Origin of the sequence: Rubrivirga sp. SAORIC476, from assembly GCF_002283555.1 — a bacterium.
Taxonomy (GTDB): Bacteria; Bacteroidota; Rhodothermia; order Rhodothermales; family Rubricoccaceae; genus Rubrivirga.
In genome coordinates, this window is record NZ_MVOI01000006.1 from 452,040 (window position 1) to 476,027 (window position 23,988).

General features: G+C 71.4%; 25 protein-coding genes. 12 read left to right on the plus strand and 13 right to left on the minus strand.

The features are described from left to right. Window positions 1–781, plus strand: a 781-nt coding sequence (locus tag B1759_RS13525; protein WP_158225257.1) for a hypothetical protein, incomplete at its 5' end; no start/stop codon positions are given. Here B1759_RS13525 and B1759_RS13530 read toward each other — a convergent pair. Then, complete coding sequence (locus B1759_RS13530; protein WP_095515593.1) at window positions 778–1,116, minus strand: hypothetical protein; 339 nt, start codon at window positions 1,114–1,116, stop codon at window positions 778–780. The two genes, B1759_RS13525 and B1759_RS13530, sit on opposite strands and share 4 nt — an antisense overlap. Window positions 1,117–1,173: 57 nt before the next feature. Here B1759_RS13530 and B1759_RS13535 point away from each other — a divergent pair, with 57 nt between their 5' ends. From B1759_RS13535 to B1759_RS13560, 6 genes are all read left to right on the plus strand, one after another. Beyond that, window positions 1,174–1,587 (plus strand): hotdog fold thioesterase, encoded by a 414-nt coding sequence (locus B1759_RS13535; protein WP_095515594.1) that lies wholly within the window; start codon window positions 1,174–1,176, stop codon window positions 1,585–1,587. Window positions 1,588–1,801: 214 nt separating this feature from the next. Further along, complete coding sequence (locus B1759_RS13540) at window positions 1,802–2,293, plus strand: hypothetical protein (protein WP_095515595.1); 492 nt, start codon at window positions 1,802–1,804, stop codon at window positions 2,291–2,293. A gap of 119 nt (window positions 2,294–2,412) precedes the next feature. Next, entirely contained in the window at window positions 2,413–2,859 is a 447-nt protein-coding gene (locus B1759_RS13545; RefSeq protein ID WP_095515596.1) for a hypothetical protein, read from the plus strand. A 50-nt stretch (window positions 2,860–2,909) separates the two neighbouring features. Continuing rightward, window positions 2,910–3,290 (plus strand): DUF6314 family protein, encoded by a 381-nt coding sequence (locus tag B1759_RS13550; protein ID WP_143537387.1) that lies wholly within the window; start codon window positions 2,910–2,912, stop codon window positions 3,288–3,290. 42 nt (window positions 3,291–3,332) lie between these two features. Further along, window positions 3,333–3,629: a EutN/CcmL family microcompartment protein gene (locus B1759_RS13555; RefSeq protein ID WP_095515598.1), complete on the plus strand. Its 297-nt coding sequence runs from the start codon at window positions 3,333–3,335 to the stop codon at window positions 3,627–3,629. Beyond that, window positions 3,626–3,898: a EutN/CcmL family microcompartment protein gene (locus B1759_RS13560; RefSeq protein ID WP_095515599.1), complete on the plus strand. Its 273-nt coding sequence runs from the start codon at window positions 3,626–3,628 to the stop codon at window positions 3,896–3,898. Before B1759_RS13555 ends, B1759_RS13560 begins: the two co-directional genes overlap by 4 nt. Before the next feature lie 63 nt (window positions 3,899–3,961). On the opposite strand, the gene B1759_RS13565 is transcribed toward B1759_RS13560, so the two are convergent. Further along, window positions 3,962–4,384, minus strand: a complete 423-nt coding sequence (locus tag B1759_RS13565; protein ID WP_095515600.1) for a hypothetical protein — start codon at window positions 4,382–4,384, stop codon at window positions 3,962–3,964. A gap of 21 nt (window positions 4,385–4,405) precedes the next feature. Between B1759_RS13565 and B1759_RS19755 the strand changes: the two genes are divergently transcribed. Further along, window positions 4,406–5,290 carry a hypothetical protein gene (locus tag B1759_RS19755; RefSeq protein WP_095515601.1) on the plus strand — a complete coding sequence of 295 codons (885 nt, stop codon included), beginning with the start codon at window positions 4,406–4,408 and terminating at the stop codon, window positions 5,288–5,290. A gap of 68 nt (window positions 5,291–5,358) precedes the next feature. Here B1759_RS19755 and B1759_RS13575 read toward each other — a convergent pair whose 3' ends face one another. The 6 genes from B1759_RS13575 to infC all read right to left on the minus strand — a co-directional run bounded on the left by B1759_RS13575 (window position 5,359) and on the right by infC (window position 11,578). Beyond that, window positions 5,359–6,318, minus strand: a complete 960-nt coding sequence (locus tag B1759_RS13575; RefSeq protein ID WP_095515602.1) for a DUF368 domain-containing protein — start codon at window positions 6,316–6,318, stop codon at window positions 5,359–5,361. A gap of 72 nt (window positions 6,319–6,390) precedes the next feature. Further along, entirely contained in the window at window positions 6,391–8,928 is a 2,538-nt protein-coding gene (pheT, locus tag B1759_RS13580; protein ID WP_095515603.1) for a phenylalanine--tRNA ligase subunit beta, read from the minus strand. A gap of 84 nt (window positions 8,929–9,012) precedes the next feature. Further along, a complete protein-coding gene (pheS, locus tag B1759_RS13585) occupies window positions 9,013–10,059 on the minus strand; it encodes a phenylalanine--tRNA ligase subunit alpha (protein ID WP_095515604.1) in 1,047 nt (348 codons plus the stop codon). 152 nt (window positions 10,060–10,211) lie between these two features. Further along, entirely contained in the window at window positions 10,212–10,559 is a 348-nt protein-coding gene (gene rplT, locus B1759_RS13590; protein ID WP_095515605.1) for a 50S ribosomal protein L20, read from the minus strand. 60 nt (window positions 10,560–10,619) lie between these two features. Continuing rightward, window positions 10,620–10,814: a 50S ribosomal protein L35 gene (rpmI, locus tag B1759_RS13595; protein WP_095515606.1), complete on the minus strand. Its 195-nt coding sequence runs from the start codon at window positions 10,812–10,814 to the stop codon at window positions 10,620–10,622. A 182-nt stretch (window positions 10,815–10,996) separates the two neighbouring features. Further along, window positions 10,997–11,578: a translation initiation factor IF-3 gene (gene infC, locus B1759_RS13600; RefSeq protein ID WP_369811377.1), complete on the minus strand. Its 582-nt coding sequence runs from the start codon at window positions 11,576–11,578 to the stop codon at window positions 10,997–10,999. A 134-nt stretch (window positions 11,579–11,712) separates the two neighbouring features. Between infC and B1759_RS13605 the strand changes: the two genes are divergently transcribed. Then, window positions 11,713–12,696, plus strand: a complete 984-nt coding sequence (locus tag B1759_RS13605) for a sulfotransferase (protein ID WP_095515608.1) — start codon at window positions 11,713–11,715, stop codon at window positions 12,694–12,696. A 55-nt stretch (window positions 12,697–12,751) separates the two neighbouring features. Then, complete coding sequence (locus B1759_RS13610; protein WP_095515609.1) at window positions 12,752–13,027, plus strand: hypothetical protein; 276 nt, start codon at window positions 12,752–12,754, stop codon at window positions 13,025–13,027. Here the strand turns inward: B1759_RS13610 and B1759_RS13615 are convergent. From B1759_RS13615 to B1759_RS13625, 3 genes are all read right to left on the minus strand, one after another. Further along, complete coding sequence (locus B1759_RS13615) at window positions 13,024–13,971, minus strand: alpha/beta hydrolase (protein ID WP_095515610.1); 948 nt, start codon at window positions 13,969–13,971, stop codon at window positions 13,024–13,026. The genes B1759_RS13610 and B1759_RS13615 overlap by 4 nt on opposite strands. Window positions 13,972–14,086: 115 nt before the next feature. Continuing rightward, window positions 14,087–16,099 (minus strand): threonine--tRNA ligase, encoded by a 2,013-nt coding sequence (gene thrS, locus B1759_RS13620; RefSeq protein ID WP_095515611.1) that lies wholly within the window; start codon window positions 16,097–16,099, stop codon window positions 14,087–14,089. A 111-nt stretch (window positions 16,100–16,210) separates the two neighbouring features. Further along, on the minus strand, window positions 16,211–16,729 hold the full coding sequence (locus tag B1759_RS13625; protein ID WP_095515612.1) for a hypothetical protein: 519 nt from the start codon (window positions 16,727–16,729) through the stop codon (window positions 16,211–16,213). 207 nt (window positions 16,730–16,936) lie between these two features. Between B1759_RS13625 and B1759_RS13630 the strand changes: the two genes are divergently transcribed. After that, a complete protein-coding gene (locus tag B1759_RS13630) occupies window positions 16,937–17,131 on the plus strand; it encodes a hypothetical protein (protein ID WP_095515613.1) in 195 nt (64 codons plus the stop codon). Window positions 17,132–17,256: 125 nt separating this feature from the next. Continuing rightward, window positions 17,257–18,501: a nucleotidyltransferase family protein gene (locus tag B1759_RS13635; protein WP_095515614.1), complete on the plus strand. Its 1,245-nt coding sequence runs from the start codon at window positions 17,257–17,259 to the stop codon at window positions 18,499–18,501. A gap of 12 nt (window positions 18,502–18,513) precedes the next feature. Here the strand turns inward: B1759_RS13635 and B1759_RS13640 are convergent, their stop codons facing one another. Further along, a complete protein-coding gene (locus B1759_RS13640; protein ID WP_095515615.1) occupies window positions 18,514–20,730 on the minus strand; it encodes a CRTAC1 family protein in 2,217 nt (738 codons plus the stop codon). After that, a complete protein-coding gene (locus B1759_RS13645) occupies window positions 20,730–23,951 on the minus strand; it encodes an FG-GAP-like repeat-containing protein (RefSeq protein WP_095515616.1) in 3,222 nt (1,073 codons plus the stop codon). Before B1759_RS13645 ends, B1759_RS13640 begins: the two co-directional genes overlap by 1 nt. Window positions 23,952–23,988: the final 37 nt, after the last annotated feature.

The window sequence follows — 23,988 nt, forward strand, 5'->3', positions numbered from 1 at the left end:
CCTTCTCCTCGCCACCCTCCTCGTCTCTGCGGCCTCGGCCCAGCCGTCCAACTGGGACCTGCCTACCGACGGCACGACGGTCTCGATCAAAGCCGACCGGCCCTTCTTCACCGAGGGCAACCCCTACGAAGGCCTGACATCCGCGTGGACGCTCTCGACGACGCAGCCGGTCGGGCCGCTCCTCCGGATCGTGGGCGACCTGCCGATCGCGGTGGGCGCGACGAGCGGCGAGACCTCGGTGGCGCTCGGCAACCTCCAGGTCGGCGTCGAGGCGGACCTGCCGACCTCGCCGGTCACGCTGGGCGGGTACCTCCGCGTCCCGACCTCGACGGAGTCCGGAGACCGTACCCGCGCCCAGCTGGTCGGTGTGTTCACCGACTACGAGCAGATCGGCGCCTACGTCAGCGACTTCGTTACGCTCTCGGGGCTCGCTGAGGGCCGCGTCGACCTGGGCGCGCCGGGCCTCTCGGTCCGCCTCCGGGCCATCCCCCAGCTGCTGGTGGCGACCGACGACACGGCCGGCGACGAGACGGAGGCCTTCCTCGGGTACGCCGCGCAACTCCTCTTCGACAACGGCGCGGCGCGCCTCGGCGGCGGCCTGACGGGCCTCACCCCGCTCACGGAGGAGGGCGACGAGACGCAGCTCTTCGTCGGCGTGATGGCGGACGTGGCCGCGGGGCCGGTCCGGCCGGGCCTCGTCGTGCGGGCGCCCATCTCCGGCGACCTCGGCGAGTTCCTGGATGCGGTCGTGGGGGTCCGGGTTACGGTCCCGTTCAACTAGCCCACCGCGTCCGCCTTCGCCTCGTCGATGGTCTTGCGGATGGAGCGGACGGTGCTCCAGGCGCCGAAGGCGACGAGCAGCGCGACGAAGCCGTAGACCCACGCGGGCACGTTCTCGCCCGCGAGGATGAGGTAGACGTACGCCGAGACGAAGCAGGCCCCGGCTGCCAGGATGGGCAGCACGGGGCTCTTCTTTGCGCGCACGTTCCGCCCGAGCCACGCCAGCGAGAGGAAGAACAGCGGGATCGCGCCGACGTAGATGGCCCCGAAGACGAGCGGGTCGACGCCGTACTGGGCGCCGAGGCCGAGGAACCAGTCGCGGAGGGCGTCGAACATGGGGAAGGAGGGGGGAGGCGGCGCGTAGACTACGGCCCCTCTCGCCCCCTTACGCCGATGCCCAAGAGCCTGTCCGACTTCCCCGTCCGCGAGACGCTGGGCGACACCCTGGGTATGGAGATCGTAGAAGGGTCGGCGGAGCGCGTCGTGGCGACGATGCCGGTGGAGCCGCGGCACCACCAGCCGCTCGGCTACCTCCACGGCGGAGCGACCGTGGCGCTGGCCGAGACGGTCGCGAGCGTGGGCGCCTACCTCGCCGCGCCGGACGGGTACACAGCGTTCGGCCAGGAGATCAACGCCAACCACCTCCGCCCGATGCGGGAGGGCCTGCTGACGGCGACGGGCACGCCGATCCACGTCGGGCGGACGAGCCAGGTGTGGGGCGTGGAGGTACGCGACCAGGCCGGGCACATGATCTGCGTCAGCCGCTGCACGCTGGCCGTGGTCGCGATCCGCCGCGAGTCCTCGTAGAGGGATTGTGGCTCGACCGGTGGTCTCCGCTGTGCATCTGTCGTGGCATCGCACGATGTGACGTAAACCGTTGGATTACACGAACTCACCGGTCGAGGCTTCTCGCTAGGATGGTGGGGCAGGACAGCTCGTGCATCTGGATGGCCATCCGGTCCTGCGCTCCGTCGAGATGCACACTGCGTCTCGACCCTTCCTTCCTCAACCGCTCGAAGCCATGCTGAAAACTGACATCACTATCAACATCACGAATGCCAACTACCTCGTCAACAAGGCGGGAGGCAAGCCGCTCGACCCGACGAGCCCGACCTCGATCGACAAGCAGATGGAGAAGGCGCTCAAGGACGCGCTGACGGAGAACTTCGGCACGTACCACCCCGGCCAGACGCTGCCTCTGCAGAACAGCGGGTTCGGCTACTTCGGGCCGTTCAGCAACGCGCGCCAGGGGGAGGTCCCGCAGGCGGTCAAGAACCAGATCCTGCAGGACTTTACCAACTGGCAGATCGACACGGACACCGACGTGGCCGAGCAGATCGGCAAGACGATCACGACCAACCTCGTGGCGCAGGGCGGCCAGGCCGGTGCGTTCTCGGGCGTCACGGCTGACGGACCGAACGCCTCGATCTCGTGGCTTTGCTATGCAGGTCTGGGCAACACCGAGGACATCGTCTACGTGTTCGGCGCCGTCGAGTCCGTCGACATCGGGTAACCGGGTACGGTCCAGTCGGCTCCAGACGGTGAGGCGGTCTCACGGCTTCGGCGATCTGCCGGACCGTGAGGCCGTCTTCCGTATCCGGACTACCTTGATCGCCCCGCATCTCAGGGACCATGGCTCTCGCGTCGGCAGACCTCCATCTTCTCCTCCAGGCTGCAGGCACCGACTCCGTCGACCCGACGGCGACGGACCAGGAACTCGCGGCGGCCCTGGCGTCGGCGCTGGTGAAGGACTTCCCCGTCTTCCACCCCGGGCACGTGCTGCCGCCGGGCAACACGGACTTCGGGTACTACGCACCGTACGTATCGACATTGCCGGCGGCGTTGCCGAAGTCGATGGTGGTCCAGATCCGAGCGGACTTTCAGAACTGGGGGCTGACCGAGGCGGCGGTGGGGGCGCCGAAGCAGATCGCGCGGACGGTGGTCCTGGGTCTGGTCGCGCGGGGAGGGCAGGTCGGCCACTCGGTCGGACTGGCCGACGGCGGGGTGCGGTGGCTGTGCTATGCCGGTCTGGGCAACTCCCACGACGTGGTGTACGCGTTTGCCGCGAGCGGCGCGTGACGACGGAGCGCGCGCGGAGGGTTCTGGCACGACTGTCAGCCGCGACGCACGTGGCGCGGACGCTGCGCTCGGGCGCGGGCTGGGCGGGCGAGGGCACGGGCACCGTCGACGCGACCTGGGACGGGGATGTGCTCGTGATGACCGAGGCGGGCACGTGGGCGGCGGACGGCGGGCGCCCAATGCGCTGGCGGGCGTCGTCGCGGTGGTGGGTGGAGGGCGCCGCGCTGGCGGTCGAGATCCTGCGCCAGGACGTCCCGGCGTCGGCGGTGCTGGATCTGGGGGTGTGCGGCGCCTGGGTGGGCCGCGCGCCGTTCGTGTGCGCGCCGGACCGCTACGCCGTCTCCCTCCGCCTCGGGCCCGAGGCGGTGGAGGTCACGTGGACGGTGGAAGGGCCATCGAAGGCGGACAGGGTGGTGTCGCGCTACAGGTAGGGTCGGCGGTCCCGTACCTTCGGAGACGCTTTCTCTTCCCCCATGCTTCTCGGCGACGTCATCGGCACCGTCTGGGCCACGCGCAAGGATCCCGGCCTGGTCGGGATGACCTTCCTGATCGTCCGCGAGGTGGACCTCGACGGGGCGCCGCTGGACACGGTCGTGATCGCGGCGGACGCGGTGGGCGCGGGCGTCGGCGAGCGGGTGCTGGTGGCGCAGGGCTCGTCGGGCCGTCAGACGGCGATCACGACGGGCAAGGCGGTCGACGCAGTGATCATGGCCATCGTGGACCGGCTGGACGTGGACGAGGACGCCCGCGTCGCAGCGGAGGCGGCGTGAGGCTGGGCCGCGTCATCGGGTCGATCTGGGCGACGGTCAAGGACCCGTCGCTGGAGGCACGGCGGATGCTGCTCGTGCAGCCGCTCCGGGCGGACGGCTCGAACGCGGGGCGCCCGACGACGGCGCTGGACACGTGCGACGCGGGGCCGGGCGACACGGTGCTCTACGTGACCTCGGCGGAGGCGGCGCTGCCGTTTGTGGACGTGCAGGCGCTGACAGCAGCGGACGCGACCATCGTGGGGGTGGTGGACGCGGTGACGCTGGGCTGAGGGCGCCCGCCTCGGGGCCGAGGCGGCATGGGCGGGCACGCCAGGGGCGGCTCGCTACGGAGCTTACTCGGGCATGGGATCGTCGGAGGCAGGGCGACGGCCCCGGTCGACGACGACGCGGGCGGCGCGGTACTCGCGGGCGAAGTCGGGGTGGGCGTCGGCGAGGCGGGCGACGGCGGGGTCGAGGTGGTCGCGGAGGAGGCGGTGGATGGCGGAGAGGTGCTCGGCGATCTCGGCGGTGGCGCGGCTCCTGGCGACGATGGCGGTGCGGGGAGTGGTGAGGTCGGCAGCGAACCGGTCGTCGAGAGCATCGAGGGCATCGACCTCGTCGGAGGGGACGTTCTGGCGGGCGGTGAGGCCGTCCTCGCCGTCGAGGTGGTCGCGGGCGTCGGCGACGACGATCTCGGACTGCTTGGCGAGGTCGAAGTCGCGGAGGGCGTAGACCTCGGTGCGGGTGAGGTCGTTGCGGGCGGCGAGTTCGGTCATGCCGCGGCGGGAGGCCCAGGAGTGGACGGCGGCGGCGAGGTGGAGGACGCGGGTGCGGACGTCGTCGCGGAGTTCGGCTTTGACCTCGGTGATGGGCTGGGTAGGATCGGCCTGAGCGAGGGCAGCGGCGGAGACGTCGGCGAGGAGGGCGGCGAGGGTGTCGCGGTCGTCTGGCTGTGGCTGACGTGGCGGTCGCTGCGGGCCAGCCGGGACGCGGTGGCGACGGCGGACGACTCGAACCGGGTGAGCCGGGAGGCGCTGGCGGAGGCGCGGGCGGCTAACGAGGTCAGCCGGGCGGCGCTGGTGCAGCAGGCGAGGCTGGAGGCGTATCCCGGGCTGTACGTCGAGGCGGAGGAAGCAGACGGAGGGGAACAGATGACGCTGACGCTGTACACCGTGACAGGCCGGGTGGCGACCGAGGTCTCCGGGATTCTGCTGAGCTACAACTACGGGACAGTCTGGGACGAGGAGGAGCAGGAGCCTGTCGAGTGGGAGAACTATGAGGCGGTGATCTGCTTCGACATCCCGTCGGTGGTGCCCGGTCGAGGGTATTCGGTGCGAGCGAACAAGGGGGGACGGTCTGTGTGGACGGTGCTAGTACTCCAGTTCACAGACGTGTTGGGGACCCACTTTACCGAGCGCTACACCTTCATGGACTCGGATGAGGGTGGTGGGCGGATGGAGCTACTGAGCAAACAGCCGAGCGAGGTGTATCCGTCGCCACGCTGGGTTGTCGGTCCTAGACAAGAGGGTGGCCTCCTGTCAGTGGCGGAGGTGGTGGAGGCTGATCCCCGCATGGCTCAGGTCCTCGATGCGTCGCTCGCTACTGCTCTGGCCGAGGTCAGCGGCTTTGGCCTCGCTCTGCGCTCTGCGTCGGTCAACGTCACAGATGTGCCTCGGCGGTGAGCGGGCACGCCAGCGGCGTGCCCCTACGGGAGGCGCCTGGGTCGGCCTCGGGGCCGAGGCGGCATGGGCTACTCGGCGTGGATCTGGTCGTGCTCGGCGGCGAGGATCTCGTCGCCGTGCCCGAGGCGCTTGCGGCCGACCCAGGCGAGGCCGGTCACGAAGGCGAAGCCGAGGAGCGCCAGGCCCAGCGCGACGGGCCACTCGGAGCCGGGCGCGAGGAGCACCGACGGGTCGGGGACGACCTCGACGGTGCCGTCGGAGGAGACGTGGTCGATGGTGGCGACCCACGGCCAGAGGGCGCGCAGCGAGCCCGCGAGCAGGCCCACGAGGACCGCCATCGTCCAGTCGTGGTAGCGGTCGAGGAGCCAGCTCAGTCCCTTGGCGGCCAGACCCAGGCCGACGCCCGCGCCGCCCATGAACGCCAGCACGTAGGGGATGTCGAGGCCGCGGAGCGCCTCCAGCGTCGGGCGGTAGAGGCCGAGCACCTCCAGCAGGAACGCACCGCTGACGCCGGGCAGGATCATGGCGTTGATGGCGACCGCGGCCGTCCCGGCGACGCGCCACAGCGACGGGTCGGCGGCGTCGCCGCTGCGCGGCAGGCCGACGAGCACGAACGCGACGAGGGCAGCCACCACGGCCACCACGACGTGCATCGGCCGGTGTGCGTGCCGCTCGCGCCACGGGATCACGAGCGACGCGGCGACGAGCCCGAAGAACAGCGCTCGGCACTGGACCGGGTACGCCTCCAGCAACTCGGGGATGAACAGCGACCCGATCACGACGGCGACGCCGATCCCGCCCGCGACGGGCAGCAGCAGCCCCCAGTTCAGCGCGCGGACCTGCCGGATGGCCTCTCCGACGCGCCCGCGCCCCAACGTCAGCACGGCCGAGAACGCGTCGCCGATGGCGCCAATCAGGTCCTTGTAGATGCCGACGATGAGGGCCATCGTGCCGCCACTGACACCGGGGATGATGTCGGCGCCGCCCATGAGGAGGCCCTGCAGGAAGCGGCGGAGGAGGTCGGGCATGTCGGGAAGAAGGGGGAGGGGAGGCGAGCAGACCCACCTCGGTGCCGAGGCGGGCGGGGGCGGCGAGCGACGCTACGACCGCAGGGTCGCCCCGTGCTGCGCCTCCAGCATCTTCACGATCCTACGGACGCGTCCGTCCACCTCCTGGTCGCGGAGCGTCTTGTCGGCGCCGAACCGGAGCGCGACGGCGAGGCTCTTCTGACCCGTCGGCACGCCGTCGCCACGGTACACGTCGAACACGCGCACGTCCTGGAGCAGCGGGCGCCCGGCCTCGCGGATCGTGCGCAGCAGCGGCGCGGCAGGCTGGTTCTCCGGGACCACCAGGGCGAGGTCGCGCTCCGCGGTCGGGAAGCGGGAGATGGCGCGGTACGCGGGGGGCTCGGCGCGGGTGGCGAGTCGAGCGAGCGCGTCCCAGTCCAGCTCGGCCACGAACAGCTCGGCCGTGAGGTCGGCCCGGTCGGCCACGTCGTCGGCCAGCCGGCCCACGCTGCCGAGGCGGACACCGTCGGCGTGGAGGTCGAGCGCGTAGGCCGTCACCCCGTCGGGCGCCGGGCGCGGCGTCTCCGTGACGTCGTCGATGCCGAGGTCGGCCAGGAGGTCCATCACGACGCCCTTCAGGTCGTAGACGTCCGTCGTGCGGGCCGGGCCGTTCCAGGTCGCGGGCGTCGTGCCGCTCATGCCGAGGACGAGCGCACTGTGCTCGTGGTAGCCCTCGACGGTGCCGCTGGCATCTGCCGTGCGCCGCATCACGTGGCCGCACTCGAACAGGCGGAGGGCGCCTGCGCCGCGCGCCTGGTTGTAGCTGGCCACGGTCAGCAGGCCGGGCAGAAGCGACGGCCGCAGGGCGGCCATCTCCTGCGAGATCGGGTTGAGGGTCACCACCGGCTCGCCGTCGAGTCCGGTCCACGCGGCGTCGGCGAAGGCTTCGGCAGTGGCTGCGGGGAGGAGCGAGTTGGTGGCGATCTCGCGGAAGCCGAGCGCGGCGAGGCGCTGGCGCGTCCGGTCCAGCAGGCGGGCGTCCGGCGTGTCGCCCGCGGGCGTGAGCGGGACCGGCGTGGTGGCGGGCGCCGGGAGCCGGTCGTAACCCCACAGCCGCGCGACCTCCTCGATCACGTCGATCTCGCGCTCCACGTCGGGGCGGAACGGCGGGACGGTGACCGTCAGCCCGGCCTCCGACGCCTCGGCGAGCGCCGCGTCGACGCCCTCCTCGCGCATGGCCGCCTCGGCGAACGCGTCGAGGCCGTCGGTCTCGGACACCTCGAAGCCGATGGCCGTCAGCAGGCGCCGGATGTCGGCCTCGGGGACGGCCATGCCCAGCACCGCCGCCACGCGCGCGGGACGGACGGTGACCGTGCGGGGGGTGTAGGGGAGGGGGTGGGCGTCGATGCGTCCGTCCACGATCGTGCCGCCGCCGGTCTCGGCGACGAGCGCCGCAGCCCGCGCGACCGCCTCCGGCTGGAGGGTCGGGTCGGCGCCGCGCTCGAAGCGGTAGCTGGCGTCAGTCTGCATCCCGAGCGCCTTCGCCGCGCGCCGGATGACGGACGGGTTCCAGTAGGCGCCCTCCAGGAAGACGGTCGTCGTGGCGTCGGTCACTTCGGTGCTCTGCCCGCCCATGATGCCCGCGATGCCGACGGCCTCGGCGGGCGTCGCGACGACCACGGTCCCTTCGGGGAGTGTGCGCTCTTCGCCGTCGAGCGTCCTGATCGTCTCGCCCGCGGTCGCGGCGCGGACGACCACCTCGCCGCCCAGCCGGTCGAGGTCGTAGGCGTGGAGCGGCTGCCCCATCTCCAGCATCACGAAGTTGGTGATGTCCACCACGTTCGAGATCGGCCGCAGGCCGACCGCCCGGAGCCGGTCCTGCATCCACTCCGGGGACGGCTGGACCGTCACGTCGCGCACCACCATCCCGACGAAGCGTGGGCAGTCCTCGGGCACCTGGATGTCGACCGAGACGAGGTCATCCACGTCTCCGCCCAGCGTCGGGATGTCCACCTCGGGGCGTGTGAGGGCCGTCTCGGTGAGCGCCGCCACGTCGCGCGCCACCCCGATGTGGGACGTCGCGTCCGGGCGGTTGGGGGTGATGGCGATGTCGATCACCGTGTCGCCGGGCAGGTCGCCCTGGTTGGCGAGGTACGCCTCGAACGGCTGGCCGGGCGCCGCGTCGGCGTCGAGGACCAGAATGCCGTCGTGGTCGTCGCCGAGACCCAACTCGTCCTCGGCGCAGATCATCCCGAAGGAGACCTCGCCGCGGATCTTGCCCTTCTTGATGGTCACCGGCGCCAGCCCCGATCCGTCCCGCGCGGGCAGCATCAGCTCGGTGCCGACGGTCGCGACGGCCACCTTCTGGCCAGTCGCCACGTTGGGCGCACCGCAGACGATCTGCACCGGCTCCCCGGCGTCGCCGAGGTCGACCGAGCAGATGCGCAGGCGGTCGGCGTTGGGGTGCGGGCGCACGTCGAGCACGTGCCCGACCACGACGCCGTCGAGCGACGGTCCGGTCGCGACCACGTCCTCGACTTCGAGGCCGGACATCGTGAGCAGCTCGGCGAGGGCCTCGGCGTCCAGCCCGTGGGCGACGTACTCGGAGAGCCAGTTGTTGGAGACGTTCATGGGAAGAGAGGGATGGAGAGATGCGGGATGAGGGATGAGGAGGGCGCTCGGCCCGCATGCCTCCATCCCGTATCCCGCATCCCTCTAGAACTGCCTGAGGAAGCGGACGTCGTTCTCGTACAGCAGCCGGATGTCGTCGATTCCGTGGCGGAGCATCGCCATCCGCTCGACGCCCATGCCGAACGCGTAGCCGGTGAAGCGCTCCGGGTCCACGCCGACGTTGGCGAGCACGTTGGGGTCCACCATGCCGGAGCCGAGGATCTCCATCCAGCGCCCGCCGCCGGGCATGGCCTCGTCGGCCCACCACACGTCGACCTCGGCGCTCGGCTCGGTGAAGGGGAAGAAGCTCGGCCGGAACCGCATCTTCGCCTCCCGCGCCGGCCCGTCGCTCGCGCCGAAGAAGGCCTTCGCGAACGCCGTCAGCATGGCTTTCAGGTCGGCGAAGCTCACGCCCTCGTCCACGACCAGCCCCTCGACCTGGTGGAACAGGCAGTAGCTCTTGTACGAGATGGCCTCGTTGCGGAAGACCCGGCCGGGCGCGATCACGCGGATCGGCGGCGGCGTCTTCTCCATCACGCGCACCTGCACCGGGGACGTGTGTGTGCGGAGCAGCACGCCGCGTCCATCGGGCGGGGGCGGCTCCAGGAAGAACGTGTCCTGCATGTCCCGCGCCGGGTGGTCGGGCGGGAAGTTGAGCGCGCTGAAGTTGTGCCAGTCGTCCTCGATCTCCGGCCCGCGCGCGACGGCGAAGCCGAACGACTGGAAGATGGCCTGGATGTCGGCCAGCGTCTGCGTCAGCACGTGGAGGCTGCCGCGCTCGGCGGGGGCGGGGACGCGGCCGGGCAGCGTCAGGTCGAGGTCGGTGGCGCCCGCCTCGGTGTTGGTGGCGAGGGCGGCCGTGGCTGCGTCGAGGCGGTCCTGGGCGGCCTGCTTGAGGGCGTTGAGGCGCTGGCCCGCCGCCCGGCGGTCCTCCGGCGCGACCGTCCCGATCTGGGCGAACAGGTCGGTGATGGCGCCCGCCTTGCGGCCGAGGAAGCGCACGCGGAAGGCCTCGGCCTCGTCGGCGGTCGTGAGCGGCAGCGTGTCGATCTCAGCCTGGACGGCGGCGATCGAGTCGTCGAGCGAAGACATGGTCCGTGGTGCGTGGTACGTGGTCTCGATGTAGCGGCGTGCGAGCCTGCGCGTGAGGCGGTGCCGTCAACGCAACACGCCACAGGGCCGAACCAAAAACTCCCGCCGGGCCGGGGCCGAGCGGGAGTCGCGTGGTCGAACGGGTCCGGGGCTTACGCCGCGGCCTGCTCGACCACGGCCGTAAAGGCGGCCTTGTCGTGGACCGCCAGGTCCGCGAGGACCTTCCGGTTCAGCGGGATCCCAGCCTTGCTGAGGCCGGAGATCAGGCGCGAGTACGTGGTCCCGTTCTGACGGGCGGCGGCGTTGATACGGGCGATCCAGAGGCGGCGGAACTGGCGCTTGCGCGCACGGCGGTCCCGGTAGGCGTACTGGAGGCCCTTCTCAACGCTCATCTTCGCAACGGTGTGGACGTTGCTACGGCGTCCCCAGTAGCCTTTCGCCAGCTTCAACAGCTTCCGGCGACGGCGACGGGAGGCCACTAGGTTTTTTGACCTGGGCATCTTGGTTCCGTGGTGAGGGTGGAGGAGGAGGGAAGGCGCGGCGGGCAGCGAGCCCGGTCGCTACTTGGCGATCAGCTTCTTGATGCGCTTCTCGTCCGCGGGCGCGACCAGGGTCGACTCGCGGAGGTTGCGCTTCCGCTTCGGCGACTTCTTCGTCAGGATGTGGCTGGCGAACGCCTTGTTGCGCTTGACGCGACCCGTCCCGGTCAGCGAGAAGCGCTTCTTGGCGCCGCTGTTCGACTTCATCTTCGGCATCGATCTCTTGGCTTTGCGAGAGGGTCCAGACAACACCGCCCACCGCAGACACGCGGCGGGCGGGGAGGCAGGGAAGCTAGAGGCACCCGGGCGGCACGCCAACCGGCGCCCGGGGTCTTCGCAGAGTGTTCGGGGGCTGGAGGCCATCCGCCTCGGCATCTAGGCGGGCACCCGGACGTCGGCTAGCCCTTCTTATCCGGCGTCAGCATCGTCGTCATGCGGCGGCCTTCCATGGTCGGGGCCTGGTCCACCTTGGCGATGTCCGCGAGGTCTTCCGTGAAGCGCTCCAGCATGTCGAGGCCCTGGTCCTTGTAGATGATGTCGCGGCCACGGAACTGGACCCACGCCTTGACCTTGTTCCCCTTCTCGAGGAACTCGCGGGCGTGCTTCAGCTTGAAATCGTAGTCGTGGTCATCGGTGCGCGGGCGGAAGCGGACCTCCTTGAGCTCGCCCTGGTGGGCCTGCTTCTTGCGCTGCTCCTTGGCCTTCTTCTGCTGCTCGTACCGGAACTTCCCGAAGTCCATGATCTTGGTCACGGGCGGGTCGGACGAGGCAGAGATCTCGACGAGGTCGAGGCCCATGCTGCGGGCCAGGTCGATGGCCTCCTCGGTGCGCATGACGCCCTTCTGTCCCTCGCCGTCGATGACGACGCGGACCTGAGGCGCGCGGATGTTCTCGTTGATGTTGGCGTCGGGCTCGCGGCGCTTTGGCTCGGGCCGGCGGGATCTACGTCGGGCTATGGTGGACCTCTCGGGTTGTGGAATGGGGCGGCAAAACGGGGGGCCGCGGATGGGTTGGGTACGTCTGAGGCGGAATGGGGTTCGGGCAGAGGCTGCGAAAACCCGGCACGGACCCCGGCGAGGGGGCGGCTATCTTCGCAGCCCCCGCCCGTCTCTCCATGGATCCACACGATACGGCAGCGGCCTCGGATGCCGGACGCGGAGAGATTCCGCACCTGATCCACATCGGGTATCCGAAGGCTGGCGCCACCTTCTTCAAGGCGTGGTGCGAGTCTCGGGAGGACATCGCCTTCACGCGGCGAGGGTTCGCAGGGCACGCGCACATCGAGGACATCCCGAACGACATCGTCGGCCCGCAGCCCGGCCTGGTGGTGTCGAGCAGCGAGGCCCTCGTGAGCGTCTTCTCGCGTCACGGGCGGTCCCCCCGGTCCGGCTGGCCGACGGGCGACCCGCCCCGGATGAGCACGCTGGCCGCGGGGCGACAGCGGCAGGCCGAGACGTGCGCGCAACTGGCCCGTCTCTTCCCCACGGCCCACATTCTGATCCTGGTGCGCGGGTTCGAGGGGGCCATCCGCTCGCTCGTCGCTCAGCGCATCAAAGCTGGCCGCCCCGAACGCTGGGCGTGGGACCCCGACGCCAACGTGCAGGCGCTCAAGAGCTACCGCATGTTCATGGACTACGACCGCGTGATCGGGCTGTACGAGGCCGCGTTCGGGCGTGAGCGGGTGACGGTGCTGCCGTACGAGATGCTGCGCGACGACCTGGAGGCGTACGTGCAGACGCTGTGCCGGGTCGGAAGCCTGCCGTACCGGCCATTCGACCCCGGGCGGGTCAACGCGTCCATGCCGGGGCACGCGCTGGCGGCGACCACGCGCCTGTCGGCCGTCGTGCGGCCGGTGCTGGATCGCGTGCCCGGGCCCGCGAATCGCGCCGCGAGCCGGGCATACGCGCGGCTGCTGGCGGTCGGGCCGGTGCGCCGTGCACTGGACCTGACGGGCCGCGTCGCGCGGGCGACGCCCTTGCCCGACCCCCTCGTCCCTGCCGACGCACTCCGCGAGGCCTTCGCCGGGTGCGCCGACTCCCTCGTCCTGCGACCCGAGGTGGCGCCCTACGCCGCGGAGTATCTCGCGACCGGCCGGTGAGGCGTGTTCGCGCGGGCGGCGGGTCTAGCTTGCGCCCGTCACCGCCTGCACCGCCATGGATTTCACCACTGTCGACCTTCGGGTCGGGACCGTCGTCGAGGCCGTCGCCGAGGGCGACGCGCTCCACCTCGTGATCGACGTGGGCGGGGGCCGCCGCGAAGCGGTCTCGCACATCACCGAGAACTACGGGCCGGAGGATCTGCTGGGGACGCAGGTCGTGGTAGTCCCCAGCGGCGCCGAGGTGGTGGTGCTGGCGGCCGTCAGCCCGAGCCAGGGCGCCATCGTGCTCCGCCCCGACCGACCCGTCGCCAACGGCACGCAGGTCGTCTAGCAGTCCCGCTGGCGGACGAAGCGGAGCGTCTCCGGCCCAACCACCCGGTCGGGGTGGCTCAGGTTCAGAACGCCCACCTCGTGGTTGAAGGCAGGCATCACGGCCGTCGAGTGGAAGACGGACGCGGCGCGGAGCGCGCGGGCCAGCGCGGCGGCCTGGGTCCCGAAGAGCGCCGCCTCGCCGTCGGCATAGAGGATCAGCGTCGCCGGGTCGTCCGACGTGACGTAGCTCACCGGGGAGGCCTCGACCTGCCAGGGGTACGGCGTCTCGGGCGGCCCGTCCAGGTCCTCGTTGGACGGAGAGAAGAGGGCCGAGTAGTAGCCGAACCGAGTGCCAGTCTCCCACGTCGCCGGGTCCACGAGGTCGAGCGCGGCCCCGCTCACACTGACGAGCCCGCACACGGGCATGGCGCCCGCGGCCTCGCGCACCGCCGGGTCGTAGGCGACGCGTGCCGACAGTTGGGCGCCCGCCGAGTGGCCCATCAGCACGACCGAGGCGGGGTCACCGCCGAATGTGGCGATGGTGTCCTGCACGAACGCCAGCGCCGCCGCCACGTCCGCGACCTGGGACCGCCAGTCGGTGGTCGGCAGAAGGCGGTAGCTGATCACCGCCGTTCCGATGCCGTGCCCGGCGAGGTAGCGCCCGACGTTGTTGTAGAAGTCCTCGCCGCCGAACGAGAAGTCGCGGTCGCCCTCGGTCCACCCGCCGCCGTGGACGAACATCACCACCGGCCAGGGCGTCGCGCGCACGGAGTCGGCGAGGGGGAGGAACAGGTTGAGGCGGTGCTTCGGGTCGCCGTCCGGCAGGTAGGCGACGTCGCGGCGGACGTTTTCTTCCTGGAGCGAGGCCTCGGAGTACCCCAGCACGTCGACGGCGAGGGACTTGGCCGGGCCGCAGCCGCTGAGGCCGACCAGGAGGGCGGAGAGAAACAGGAGTCGAATCATGCCGCTCGAACGGTGGCAGGGGCAGCCCGGTGCCCAAGCGGGATGGGATCAGGCTCCGTCCGACCTCGACCCTGTCCGCCTCGGTGCCCCCGTAGAGGTCCCGAGGCGGGCGGACTTACGCGCGGCCCATCCCCTTTGCGATCTCGTCGAGCAGCGCCGTCCGGAGCGCGTCGAGCGACTGGACGCCCTGGTCGGAGTCGTCGCCGAGGCCGTGGCGACGGACGCTCACGGTGCCGGCCTCGGCCTCGTTCTTGCCCAGAATCAGCATCACCGGCACCTTCTCGACCTCGGCGTCGCGGATCTTGCGCCCGACCTTCTCGCTCCGGGTGTCCACCTCGACGCGGAGTCCGGCGGCCCGGAGGTCGTCGGCGACGGACGTGGCGGTGTCGTTCTGGGCGTCCGTGATGGGCAGCACCTTCACCTGGACCGGCGCCAGCCACAGCGGCAGGTTGCCACCCGTGTGCTCCAGCATCACGCCGATGAAGCGCTCCAGCGAGCCGAACGGCGCGCGGTGGATCATCACCGGCCGCACGCGGTCGTCGTTCTCGTCGATGTAGGTCAGGTCGAAGCGCTCCGGGAGGTTGTAGTCCAGCTGGACCGTCCCGAGCTGCCAGCTCCGGCCGAGCGCGTCCTTGATCATGAAGTCGAGCTTCGGCCCGTAGAAGGCGGCCTCGCCCTCCTCCTCGACCGTCTCCAGGCCCATCTCGGCGGCGGCCTCCCGGATGGCCTGCTCGGCCGCGTCCCACTGGGCCGCCTCGCCGATGTACTTCTCGGTGTTGGCCGGGTCGCGGAGCGAAACCTGCGCCGTGAACTCCTGAAAGTCGAGCGCGCGCAGGACCGTCAGCGTGAGGTCGATGACGGCCTTGAACTCGTCCTTGACCTGGGCGGGCGTGCAGAAGACGTGGGCGTCGTCCTGGGTGAACCCGCGGACGCGCGTCAGGCCGCCCAACTCCCCGGACTGCTCGTAGCGGTACACCGTCCCGAACTCGGCCAGGCGGACGGGCAGATCGCGGTAGCTCCGCGGCTTGTGGTCGTAGATCTGGGTGTGGTGCGGGCAGTTCATCGGCTTGAGCAGGTAGCCCTGCTCGTCCTCGTGTCCCTCGTGGCTGCGCGCGTTCGGGTCCTCGCCGTGCGGGATCGGCGCGCCGCCCCTCTCCAGCATCGGCGGGAACTGGCTGTCCGAGTAGTACGGGTAGTGGCCGCTCGTGCGGTAGAGGTCCAGCCGCCCGATATGAGGCGTCACGACGGGCTCGTAGCCGCGGCGCACCTGCTCCTCCTTCAGGAAGTCGACCAGCGTCTCGCGCAGGCGGGCGCCCTTCGGGAGCCACATCGGCAGGCCGGGACCCACCTTGTCGGAGAACATGAACAGCTCCAACTCCTTGCCCAGCTTGCGGTGGTCGCGCTGCTTGGCGAGCTCCAGCCGCTCCAGGTACTCCGTCAGCATCGACTGCTTCGGGAAGCTGACGCCGTAGATGCGGGTCAGCTGCGGACGGCTCTCGTCGCCGCGCCAGTAGGCACCCGCCAGGCTCATCACCTTGACCGCCTTGATCGGCTTCGTAGACGCGATGTGCGGCCCGCGGCAGAGGTCGGTGAACCCCCCCTGCTCATAGAACGTGATCTGGCCGTCCTCCAGGCCTTCCAGCAGCTCCAGCTTGTAGGGGTCGCCCTTCTCCTCGAAGAAGGCGACAGCGTCGGCCTTGGAGACCTCCCGGCGCGCGAACGTGCTGCCGGTGCGCGCCAGCTCGATCATCTTCTTCTCGATGGCCGGGAAGTCGTCCGACGAGAGCGTCGGGTGGTCTGTCCCCGAGAGGTCGACGTCGTAGTAGAAGCCGGTTTCGATGGCCGGGCCGATGCCCAGCCGGACGCCCGGGTAGAGCGCCTCCAGCGCCTCGGCGAGGAGGTGGGCCGACGAGTGCCAGAAGGCCTGCTTGCCGCCATCGGCGTCCCACGTCAGGATGGCGGCGGTGGCGCCATCGGGCAGGGGGCGTTCGAGGTCGCGGACCTCCCCGTCCACCTCGACGGCCAGCGCGGCACGGGCGAGGCCGGACGAGATGGACTCGGCGAGGTCGCGGCCGGTGGCGCCATCGGCGAGGTCGCGGGAAGAGCCGTCGGGGAGGGTGATCTGCATGGGTCTCGGGGGGCCGGGGCGGAACCGAAGGTCGGCGCAGCCAAGCTACCCGCGCCGGTCCTACGCGCTCCCCGAGGCGGGCGAAGAGAACGCGAGAATGGCCCGGCAGCCCTACCGCACCCGGTCGAAAGCGACGCCGTTGAAGGGGCCGCGGTGCCGCGTGTCATGGTCGTCGAAGACGAGGCGGCCCCGCTCGATGCGGGCGGTCGATGGCGCCTCGTCGCCCATGTCGAGCGTGACGACCCGGCAGGCCGCGTCGGCCTGCCAGCGTCCGGTGTGCTCGGTGCGCTCGGCCCCCTCGGCATCCGCGGTGCGGTGCACGGCCCGGCCATCCTCCGAGAGCGCGAGCGTCATGTGGGGCACGATGCCGCCGTCTCGCGCCTCGGCGCGGACGTCTTCGTAGGCGTCTTTTTCCGCCGTCCACCGGGTGGCGGCGAGCGTGCCGCTGGGAGGGCGTGGACCGAGGTCGGCCAGGGAGGCGTCCATCGAGGCGACCACGCTGGCGACGATTGGAGCGCGGTCGAGGGCGTACGTCCCGGCCACATCACAGGGATCGGGGGCAGCGCTGGGACGGGGTCCGAGGGCGAGCACGAGCAGGCCGAGGGCGAGCGGGGAGAGGAGAAGGCGCATGACGGAGGAAGGGGTGTTGGTTTTTTAGCATACTGTGTCACTGCCGGATGGTTGCGTCGGTCGGCCGAGCGACTGGACCGCCCTGCGGAGGTCGAGCGCAGGGCATTCTGAAAACCTAACGGTCTTATCTGCAACAATCCCTGCGCACTCCGCGTTAACCCCTTGCCACACAATCACAACGACCCTCGCTGGAGAGCGCACTTCCCCATGGCCACCCCCAAGATGAACAACGACTGGCGCCGACTCCGAGACCGCATCAAGGCGATGTGGTCCGATGTCGAGTTCGACGACAAGCGGCTCAAGAAGACCCGTGGCAGCCTCCGGCAGATGGTCTCCCTGATTCAGGAGCGGACCGACGAGACGCGCGCCCAGATCCGCCAGAAGATCGTGGCCGTGATGTGACCCCGGTCCGATTCTGTCCCACACGACGCCCCGTGCAGAGATCCTGCAGGGGGCGTCGTGCGTTGGGGCACCCGAGTGCCGACCCCCCGGTCGGTATCCTGCCCGCTGCCGTCTCGTCCGCCTCGATGCCCCGCCCGCCGTCCTCCGTCTCTTCTGGTCCCGATGAGCGCAGCGCTCTGTTCGGACCGCCGACGACGTTGGAGCGGGATCTCTGGGCGAGGCCGGAGTCGCGCCTCCTCCTGCTCAGCGCCCGGACGTGCCCGCCACCGCTGACCGAGGCCACCGAGGGCGTCGACTGGCCGACGTTTCGGAAGCTGGTGTTCGCGCACCGGCTCGTTCCGCATGTCGCGCGCTCGCTCAGCGAGGTGCCGACGGTCCCCTCTGCGTTCTGCCACGCGCTCCAGCAGGCCGAGGCGGACAACGCGTGGCGGCAGTTGGAGATGGCGCGGGTGCTCACCGTCGTGCTGGGGGCGCTGGGGGAGGCGGGCGTACCGGCGCTCCCGATCAAGGGGCCGGCGCTCGCCTCCTGGCTCTTCGGGGACCCCGCCCGGCGGACGAGCATCGACCTCGATGTGCTGGTCGCCCCGGATGCGCTGGCGGAGGCGTTCGCCGTCGTCGGACGGATCGGCTTCGAGAGCGGCGGCAAAGTCCGCGGCCTGACGGCCGCCGAGGCGGAGGTGGTCGCGACTGAGTTCCAGCTCAAGGACGCCGCCTTCATTCACCCCGAGTGGCGGGTGTCGCTCGAAATCCACTGGCGGCCGTTCCGCGACCGCGGCCTGTCGACGCTCGCCGAGGGGCTCGCTGCCGACCTGCGCGTGGACACGACGGGGCTGGCGTGGCGCAACACGCGGGTGTCCGCTGCGGGCGCGGCCTTCGTGCTCGCTCACGGCGCCATGCACGGCTACCGCCGCCTGACGTGGCTCGCCGACGCCGCGGCTCTCTCCGAGCGCCTCGACGAGGCCGCCTGGGAGGAGGTCGTCGCGCTGGCCGCCGCGGACGGCTTCGAAGGGGCCGTCCTGCTGGGGCCGTACCTCGCCCACCGCCTCCTGGGCGCGCCGGTGCCCGAGGCAGTCCGCCCCCGCATCGAGGCGCACCTGCCGCGGCTGCGGCGGCTGGCGGGCTGGTGCCTCACCGAGACGCCCGACCACGAGCGCCAGATGCACCCGGCCACGGCAGCCCTCGGGGCGGGACTCTACGACCGCTCCGGCGATCGTCTCCGCCACCTCTGGCACCTGCTCGTGAGCCCGGCCAGCGGCGAACTCGCCGAGGCCGACCTCCGCCCGGGCGCTGCCGCCCGGGCGCGGCGCATCGCCGCACGACCGGCGCGGCTCGTTCGCAACGGGGCGCGCTGGGTGACGGGGCAGCGCTAGATCGCGCGGCGGTCAGGCGCCGTGGCCTTCGTGTCCGCCCATCGTGGGACGTGCAGGGGTCGCGTCGAGGGTGAGGGGGATCGGCTGCGCCGCCGTCGTGCCCTCGACCAGCCGGTAGCGCCCTCCGCGCTCGACGTCGCCGAACGTGCTCTCGGTGCCGCTCCCCGGCCACGTGACCTCCACCGCTTCGACGGTGCCGCCGCCCAGCCCGACCTCCAACTGGAGGCTGTTCGAGCCGAAGCTCCCCCCCATCCCGACCGTCCGCCAGAGCGTGCGCCGGGAGCCGTCCGAATCGAGGACGCGGACGGCGACGCGGGCGCCGATGGCGGAGCGGTTGGCCTGTTGCCCCTCCAGCCGCAACACCACCCAGCCCCGGTCCTGCCACGGGTTGTCGAAGAGCAGGTTGGCTGCCGTGTCCGACTCGAACGCACCGCCCGCGACCACGTAGAGCTCCGGGTCGAGGTCGCCGTCTACGTCACCGAACGAGACGCCGTGCCCCTTCTGCAGGTGGCCCGTGCCCGACACGTACGTCCGGTCCACGAAGCGGCCGTCGGGGCCGCCCATCAGCAGGCGGTTGGGAACGAGCGCGGCGAAGTTGGGCGCGCCGGTCGCCGCGTACAGATCCACCCAGCCGTCACCGTCGAAGTCCTCCACGTTGACACCCATGACGGGCGCGGTGAAGCGGCCCAGCCCGGCCACCTCGGTGACGTCGCCGAAGGAGCCGCCGAGGTTGCGGAACAGGTGGGTGGGTTCGTGGCGGGGAGGCATCCCGAGCGCCTCGCGCGCCGCGCCGCCCGCGAGCCCGTCGCCCTCCGAGAACCCTCGGCTGGGGTAGGCGAGCGCCATCAGGTCGTCGCGGCCATCCTGGTCCCAGTCGAAGGCCGCCGCCGAAAAGCTCGCCTCCGGGCCTGCGGCGACCGGCGCCGCCTCGAAGCGGACGCGGCCGTCGGTGCTGCGGTTGAGGTAGAGGCGGTTGGCCGCACTCATGACGCTGACGTAGAGGTCCGGCCGGCCGTCGGCGTCGGCGTCGGTCCAGACGGCGCCCTTGACGAAGGCATCGACGGTGAGGCCCGCCTCGCGCGCCGCGTCGCGGAAGGTGCCGTCGCGGTTGTTGAGGTACAACTCGGAGGCGTAGTGCGTGCGTCGCTCCCCGACCTCGTTGCCCACGAACAGGTCCAGCCAGCCGTCCCCGTCCACGTCGGCGAAGGCAGCCGCGCCGGTCGGGCGCTCGCTTCCGAGTCCGGCGGCGAACGTGTCGTCGGTGAAGCGGCCCTGGCCGTCGTTGCGGAGGAGCGAGTTGGGGATCTCGCCCCACTGCCGCGTCCAGGCGCCACGGAGGACGAACACGTCGAGGTCGCCGTCGTTGTCCACGTCGCCGTGGATGAGGTTGAGCCCGCCCGTGAGCCCGTCGAGGCCCGCCTCCTGCGTGCGCTCGGTGAAGTGGCCTCGGCCGTCGTTCTCGTAGTAGCGGATGGGATCGGCGAGGCCCCAGCTGGACGCGATCAGGTCCAGGTCGCCGTCGCCGTCGAAGTCGTCCAGCGCGGCGCCGCCGGAGAGCGCCATCGTGGCGACACCGCGCTCCGGGGCGACGTTCTCCAGGCGCGGGAAGCCGTCGGCGGCCCCCTCGGGCGGGACGCCGAGGCCGGGGATGCGGTACCGCGCCGGAACGCCGTCGGGGTAGTCGCCCAGGGCCTGGTGCGCGATGTTGAGCAGCCAGCGGGCGTCGAGGTCGGTCGAGTCGCGGTCGAGCAGCGTCTCGAACAGGGCGGCGGCGCGGCGCGCAGGTTCGGGGTCGGCGTGGACGGCCGCCGCGCGGAACGGCAGGATGCAGACCTCAGCGGCGTGGCCCGCGGCCAGGCAGTTGGCCTGCTCGCCGAGCCGCAGGTAGGCGACGCCGAGGCGTGAGATCTGTGCGGGCTCCCAGGCCGTGCTGTCGCCCAGGCTCAGCATGTCGATGGCCTCTTGCGTGAGTCCGCCCTGGAGCAGGCGGCTGGACCCACGCACGATGTCGCGGAGCGTCGTTGGGGGCGGCCTGTCCATCTCCCGGAGCGCGCGTGCGCGACCGTTGGTGAAGGCGGGGGCGCCGCGGGCCTCAGCCAGCCACTCGTGCTTCTCGGCCAGCACCTCGGGCATCGACGGGGGCTCGGGCGTGCAGGCACTCCCCATCCCCAGGCCGACCAGCAGGATCGCGAGGACGCGTCGCCGCGCCCCGCCTGTCAACAACAGCATCAGCGCGTCTCCCGGCGGACCGTGTAGCGCGCGCCGGTCGCGAACGGACCCGAGAGGACGGTCGTCTCGCCGGTCGACCAGCGGACCTCGATCGTGTCCACGGCGCTCGCGTCGCCGAGGCCGAAGTGGGCGACGGGCTCGTCGAACGACAGGAAGCCGCCCGAGGCCTGGATCTCGCGCATCTGGTGCTTGCCGTCACCGTAGCGGACGATGACGGTGGCGCCGATGCCGGTGGTCGTGCCGCCCGCATCGTCGCGGAGCACCACCTGGAGGGCGGCCCCACCCGCCTCGTTCCGGAAAACATCCACCGGGCCCATGGCGCGGGGCGTCACGAGGTCCAGGTCGCCGTCGAGGTCGAGGTCGACGGCGGTCGTGGCGTAGGTCGCCATCCACGAGCCCAGGCCGGGGACCGTCTCGGTGACGTTCTCGAAGCGGCGCCCGTCGACGTTGCGGAACAGCAGGTCACGGTCGTTGCGGCGGTTCATCATCACGCTGTTGACGACGAACAGGTCCTGCCAGCCGTCCTGGTCGAAGTCCGCGAAGCGGGTGTCCCAGGTCCAGCCCGTCCGCGTGAGGCCGGACATCTCCACCTCGTCGGTGTAGCGGAGGGCGTCGCCGTCGGCGCGGCGCAAGAGGACGTTGAGGTTGTTGCCCTTCGACGGGATCAGGGCCGCCTTGTCGGCCTCCGAGAGGGGCGCTACGCGCTGCTCGAACAGGGCGCAGTAGCGGCTCTGGAGCCGCCAGCGTCCCGCCTCGGTCAGCACGTCACAGTTGGCGCCGTTGCGACCCTTGGTCTGGGCGAGGAAGTTGGCCGCGCAGTCGGCCTGCTCGGCGGGGTCGTCGAGCTCCATGCACACGCTCGCCGACTGCTGGTCGCGGGCGCGTGTCTGGGTCAGCTGGAAGCGGTAGGCGCGCTCGCACGCCTCGCGGTCCTGCTCGGCCCGCTCGGCGCACATCACGTCCGCCGGGAGGCGTCCCGCGACCCGCGCGTTCTCCAGGTGCCCGATCTGGGCGATGAAGAGCTCGGGGCGGAGGTCGTTGTCGAGGTCCGCCGAGACGACGCTCATGGTCGTGTTGGTGCCCGTCGGGACGATGCCGTCCTGGCGCGTGACGAGCCGGAAGCCGCCCGCGCCGTCGCCGAGGTAGAACACGTCGGGGGTGCTGAAGTCGTTGCCCGCGACGAGGTCGAGGTCGCCGTCGCCGTCGAGGTCGGAGAGCAGCAACGAGAGCGTCTCGCCAGGGACGCCGGGCAGCGCCTCCATCGCGAACGCGCCGCGGCCGCCCTCGTTGAGGAGGAGCGCGTTGCGGGCTTCCTCCAGCGACGTGTCCGCCGGGTTGCCCGGTGTGCGGACGTTGGCGCCGACCACGTTGCCGACCACGATGTCGAGCGCGCCGTCGCCGTTGACGTCGCCGAAGGCGGTCGAGGTGGAGCGGAAGGCGCCCGGCAGGTTCGGCAGCACGACGTGGCCCGCCTCGGTGAACGCGCCGCCGTCGTTGTAGACGACGTGGTTGCCGCCGCCCGCCGAGGCCACGTAGAGGTCGAGCGCGCCGTCGCCGTCGAGGTCCACGAGCCCGGCGTCGGCGATGTAGAGGTCGTCGAAGGCCGGGACGGCGATCTCCTGACGCACGAACCGCTCGCCGCCGATGTTGGCCCACAGCGAGACGCCGGCCTGCGAGGTGAACACGAGGTCCGGCCAGCCGTCGCCGTGCACGTCGCCCGACGCCGCGGCGCGGTTGGTGCCGATGCCCACGAGGGCGCGGTCCACGGTCGCGTTGCTCGGCTCCGCGATGCCCAGGTCGGCGCCGTGGATGGAGGTGAAGGCCATCGTGCCGGGCTCACCGCCGCCGGTACCGGCGGTGCGGAACGCGGTCCGCTCCACGGTCACGCCGTCGGCCGACGACACGGCCGCCGAGGCGGGCGCGGCGATCAGCAGCGCGCGGACGGCGTCGGCGGAGAGGGCCTCGGTGGGGAAGGTCGCGCGCGGGGCCGGGTCGGCCGCGAGCAGCGCCGTCGCGGCGACCGTCTGCTGACGGGTCTCGTACCACGGGTTCAGCACGAGCGCCGCCACGCCCGCCATCACGCCCAGCAGCGCCACGCCCACGAACAGGCCCACGGCCGTCGGCCGGGACATCGAGTGCTGGATCTGGAGGAACGGGTACGCGCTGAACGTGCCCAGCGTCACGAACAGGACGGCCACGTAGGCCAGCGGGACGCCCGCCGCGCTCAGGATCGCGCACACGATCACGTCGAACGCGATGGGCACCGGCAGGAACGTGCCCAGCAGGGCCACGGCGGCGAGCGTCGCGATCGTCTGGATCGGGTGGGCCTTCAGCTGCAGGGCCGGCAGCCAGTTCGTCAGCGCCTCCCACGGGAGCAGCGTCACTACGATGGCGCCGAGCAGGCCCGCGAGCAGCATCAGCGGGACCGTCGTCTTGCCGATGTACCAGAGGTTCTTGACCAGCGAGCGGACCGTCCAGGCGATCGCCGCGCCCCACGTCGCCGGGCGCGTGTCGAAGCCCATCGCCTCGTCGAGCGCCGGGGCCGCGGGGAGATCCGGGCCGATGGTCGCGCCGTCCGGGGCGAGCACCTCGGCGGCAGGGGCGGGGCCGCGCTCCTTCCACAGCATCCGCACCAGCAGCGGGATCACGAGCAGGATGAAGCCCAGCGTGAGGCCGAGCTTCAGCGACGCCATCCAGAAGGGGAACAGCGCGAACGTCATCGACAGCACGACCACGTTGAGCGTCGGCGACGACATCAGCGTGGCCAGCGTCGTCTCGCCTCTCGCGCCGGACTGGTGGATGCCCTCGGCGATGGGCACGGCGCAGTTGACGCACACGCCCAGCGGGGCCCCCATCGCGACGCCCATCAGCGTGTTCGCCATCCCCCCCTCGAACTTGCGCTTCGACGCGAGCGGCAGCACCGTCAGCACGAGGGCGGCGAACAGCACGCCGAACGTCATCCCCTGCTTGTTGGTGTAGGCCCAGTTGACCGAGTTGGCGCCGATGCGCGTCAGCACCGGCGCGTCCGGGGCGACCTCCACGACGCGGTCGAAGGCGAGGCCGGTGATCTCGGCGTCGCCCGCCATCATCGCCTTGTTGTCGAGCGACGGGTACCGGGAGCCGGTCCAGAAGGCGAATGCGACGGCAGCCAGCAGGACACCGGCCAGGACGAGACGCTTGTCGATGCCGCGCGGGGCGGCCAGCGGGGGAGCGAGCGACATAGAACGCGAGAGCCAGGAAGGGAACGGGCGCCGCCCC

Coding starts and splice junctions, on each gene's coding strand:
- B1759_RS13530 (WP_095515593.1), bottom strand. CDS start 1,116: ATGTTCGACGCCCTCCGCGACTGGTTCCTCGGCCTCGGCGCCCAGTAC.
- B1759_RS13535 (WP_095515594.1), top strand. CDS start 1,174: ATGCCCAAGAGCCTGTCCGACTTCCCCGTCCGCGAGACGCTGGGCGAC.
- B1759_RS13540 (WP_095515595.1), top strand. CDS start 1,802: ATGCTGAAAACTGACATCACTATCAACATCACGAATGCCAACTACCTC.
- B1759_RS13545 (WP_095515596.1), top strand. CDS start 2,413: ATGGCTCTCGCGTCGGCAGACCTCCATCTTCTCCTCCAGGCTGCAGGC.
- B1759_RS13555 (WP_095515598.1), top strand. CDS start 3,333: ATGCTTCTCGGCGACGTCATCGGCACCGTCTGGGCCACGCGCAAGGAT.
- B1759_RS13565 (WP_095515600.1), bottom strand. CDS start 4,384: ATGACCGAACTCGCCGCCCGCAACGACCTCACCCGCACCGAGGTCTAC.
- B1759_RS13575 (WP_095515602.1), bottom strand. CDS start 6,318: ATGCCCGACCTCCTCCGCCGCTTCCTGCAGGGCCTCCTCATGGGCGGC.
- pheT (WP_095515603.1), bottom strand. CDS start 8,928: ATGAACGTCTCCAACAACTGGCTCTCCGAGTACGTCGCCCACGGGCTG.
- pheS (WP_095515604.1), bottom strand. CDS start 10,059: ATGTCTTCGCTCGACGACTCGATCGCCGCCGTCCAGGCTGAGATCGAC.
- rplT (WP_095515605.1), bottom strand. CDS start 10,559: ATGCCCAGGTCAAAAAACCTAGTGGCCTCCCGTCGCCGTCGCCGGAAG.
- rpmI (WP_095515606.1), bottom strand. CDS start 10,814: ATGCCGAAGATGAAGTCGAACAGCGGCGCCAAGAAGCGCTTCTCGCTG.
- B1759_RS13605 (WP_095515608.1), top strand. CDS start 11,713: ATGGATCCACACGATACGGCAGCGGCCTCGGATGCCGGACGCGGAGAG.
- B1759_RS13610 (WP_095515609.1), top strand. CDS start 12,752: ATGGATTTCACCACTGTCGACCTTCGGGTCGGGACCGTCGTCGAGGCC.
- B1759_RS13615 (WP_095515610.1), bottom strand. CDS start 13,971: ATGATTCGACTCCTGTTTCTCTCCGCCCTCCTGGTCGGCCTCAGCGGC.
- thrS (WP_095515611.1), bottom strand. CDS start 16,099: ATGCAGATCACCCTCCCCGACGGCTCTTCCCGCGACCTCGCCGATGGC.
- B1759_RS13625 (WP_095515612.1), bottom strand. CDS start 16,729: ATGCGCCTTCTCCTCTCCCCGCTCGCCCTCGGCCTGCTCGTGCTCGCC.
- B1759_RS13630 (WP_095515613.1), top strand. CDS start 16,937: ATGGCCACCCCCAAGATGAACAACGACTGGCGCCGACTCCGAGACCGC.
- B1759_RS13635 (WP_095515614.1), top strand. CDS start 17,257: ATGCCCCGCCCGCCGTCCTCCGTCTCTTCTGGTCCCGATGAGCGCAGC.
- B1759_RS13640 (WP_095515615.1), bottom strand. CDS start 20,730: ATGCTGTTGTTGACAGGCGGGGCGCGGCGACGCGTCCTCGCGATCCTG.
- B1759_RS13645 (WP_095515616.1), bottom strand. CDS start 23,951: ATGTCGCTCGCTCCCCCGCTGGCCGCCCCGCGCGGCATCGACAAGCGT.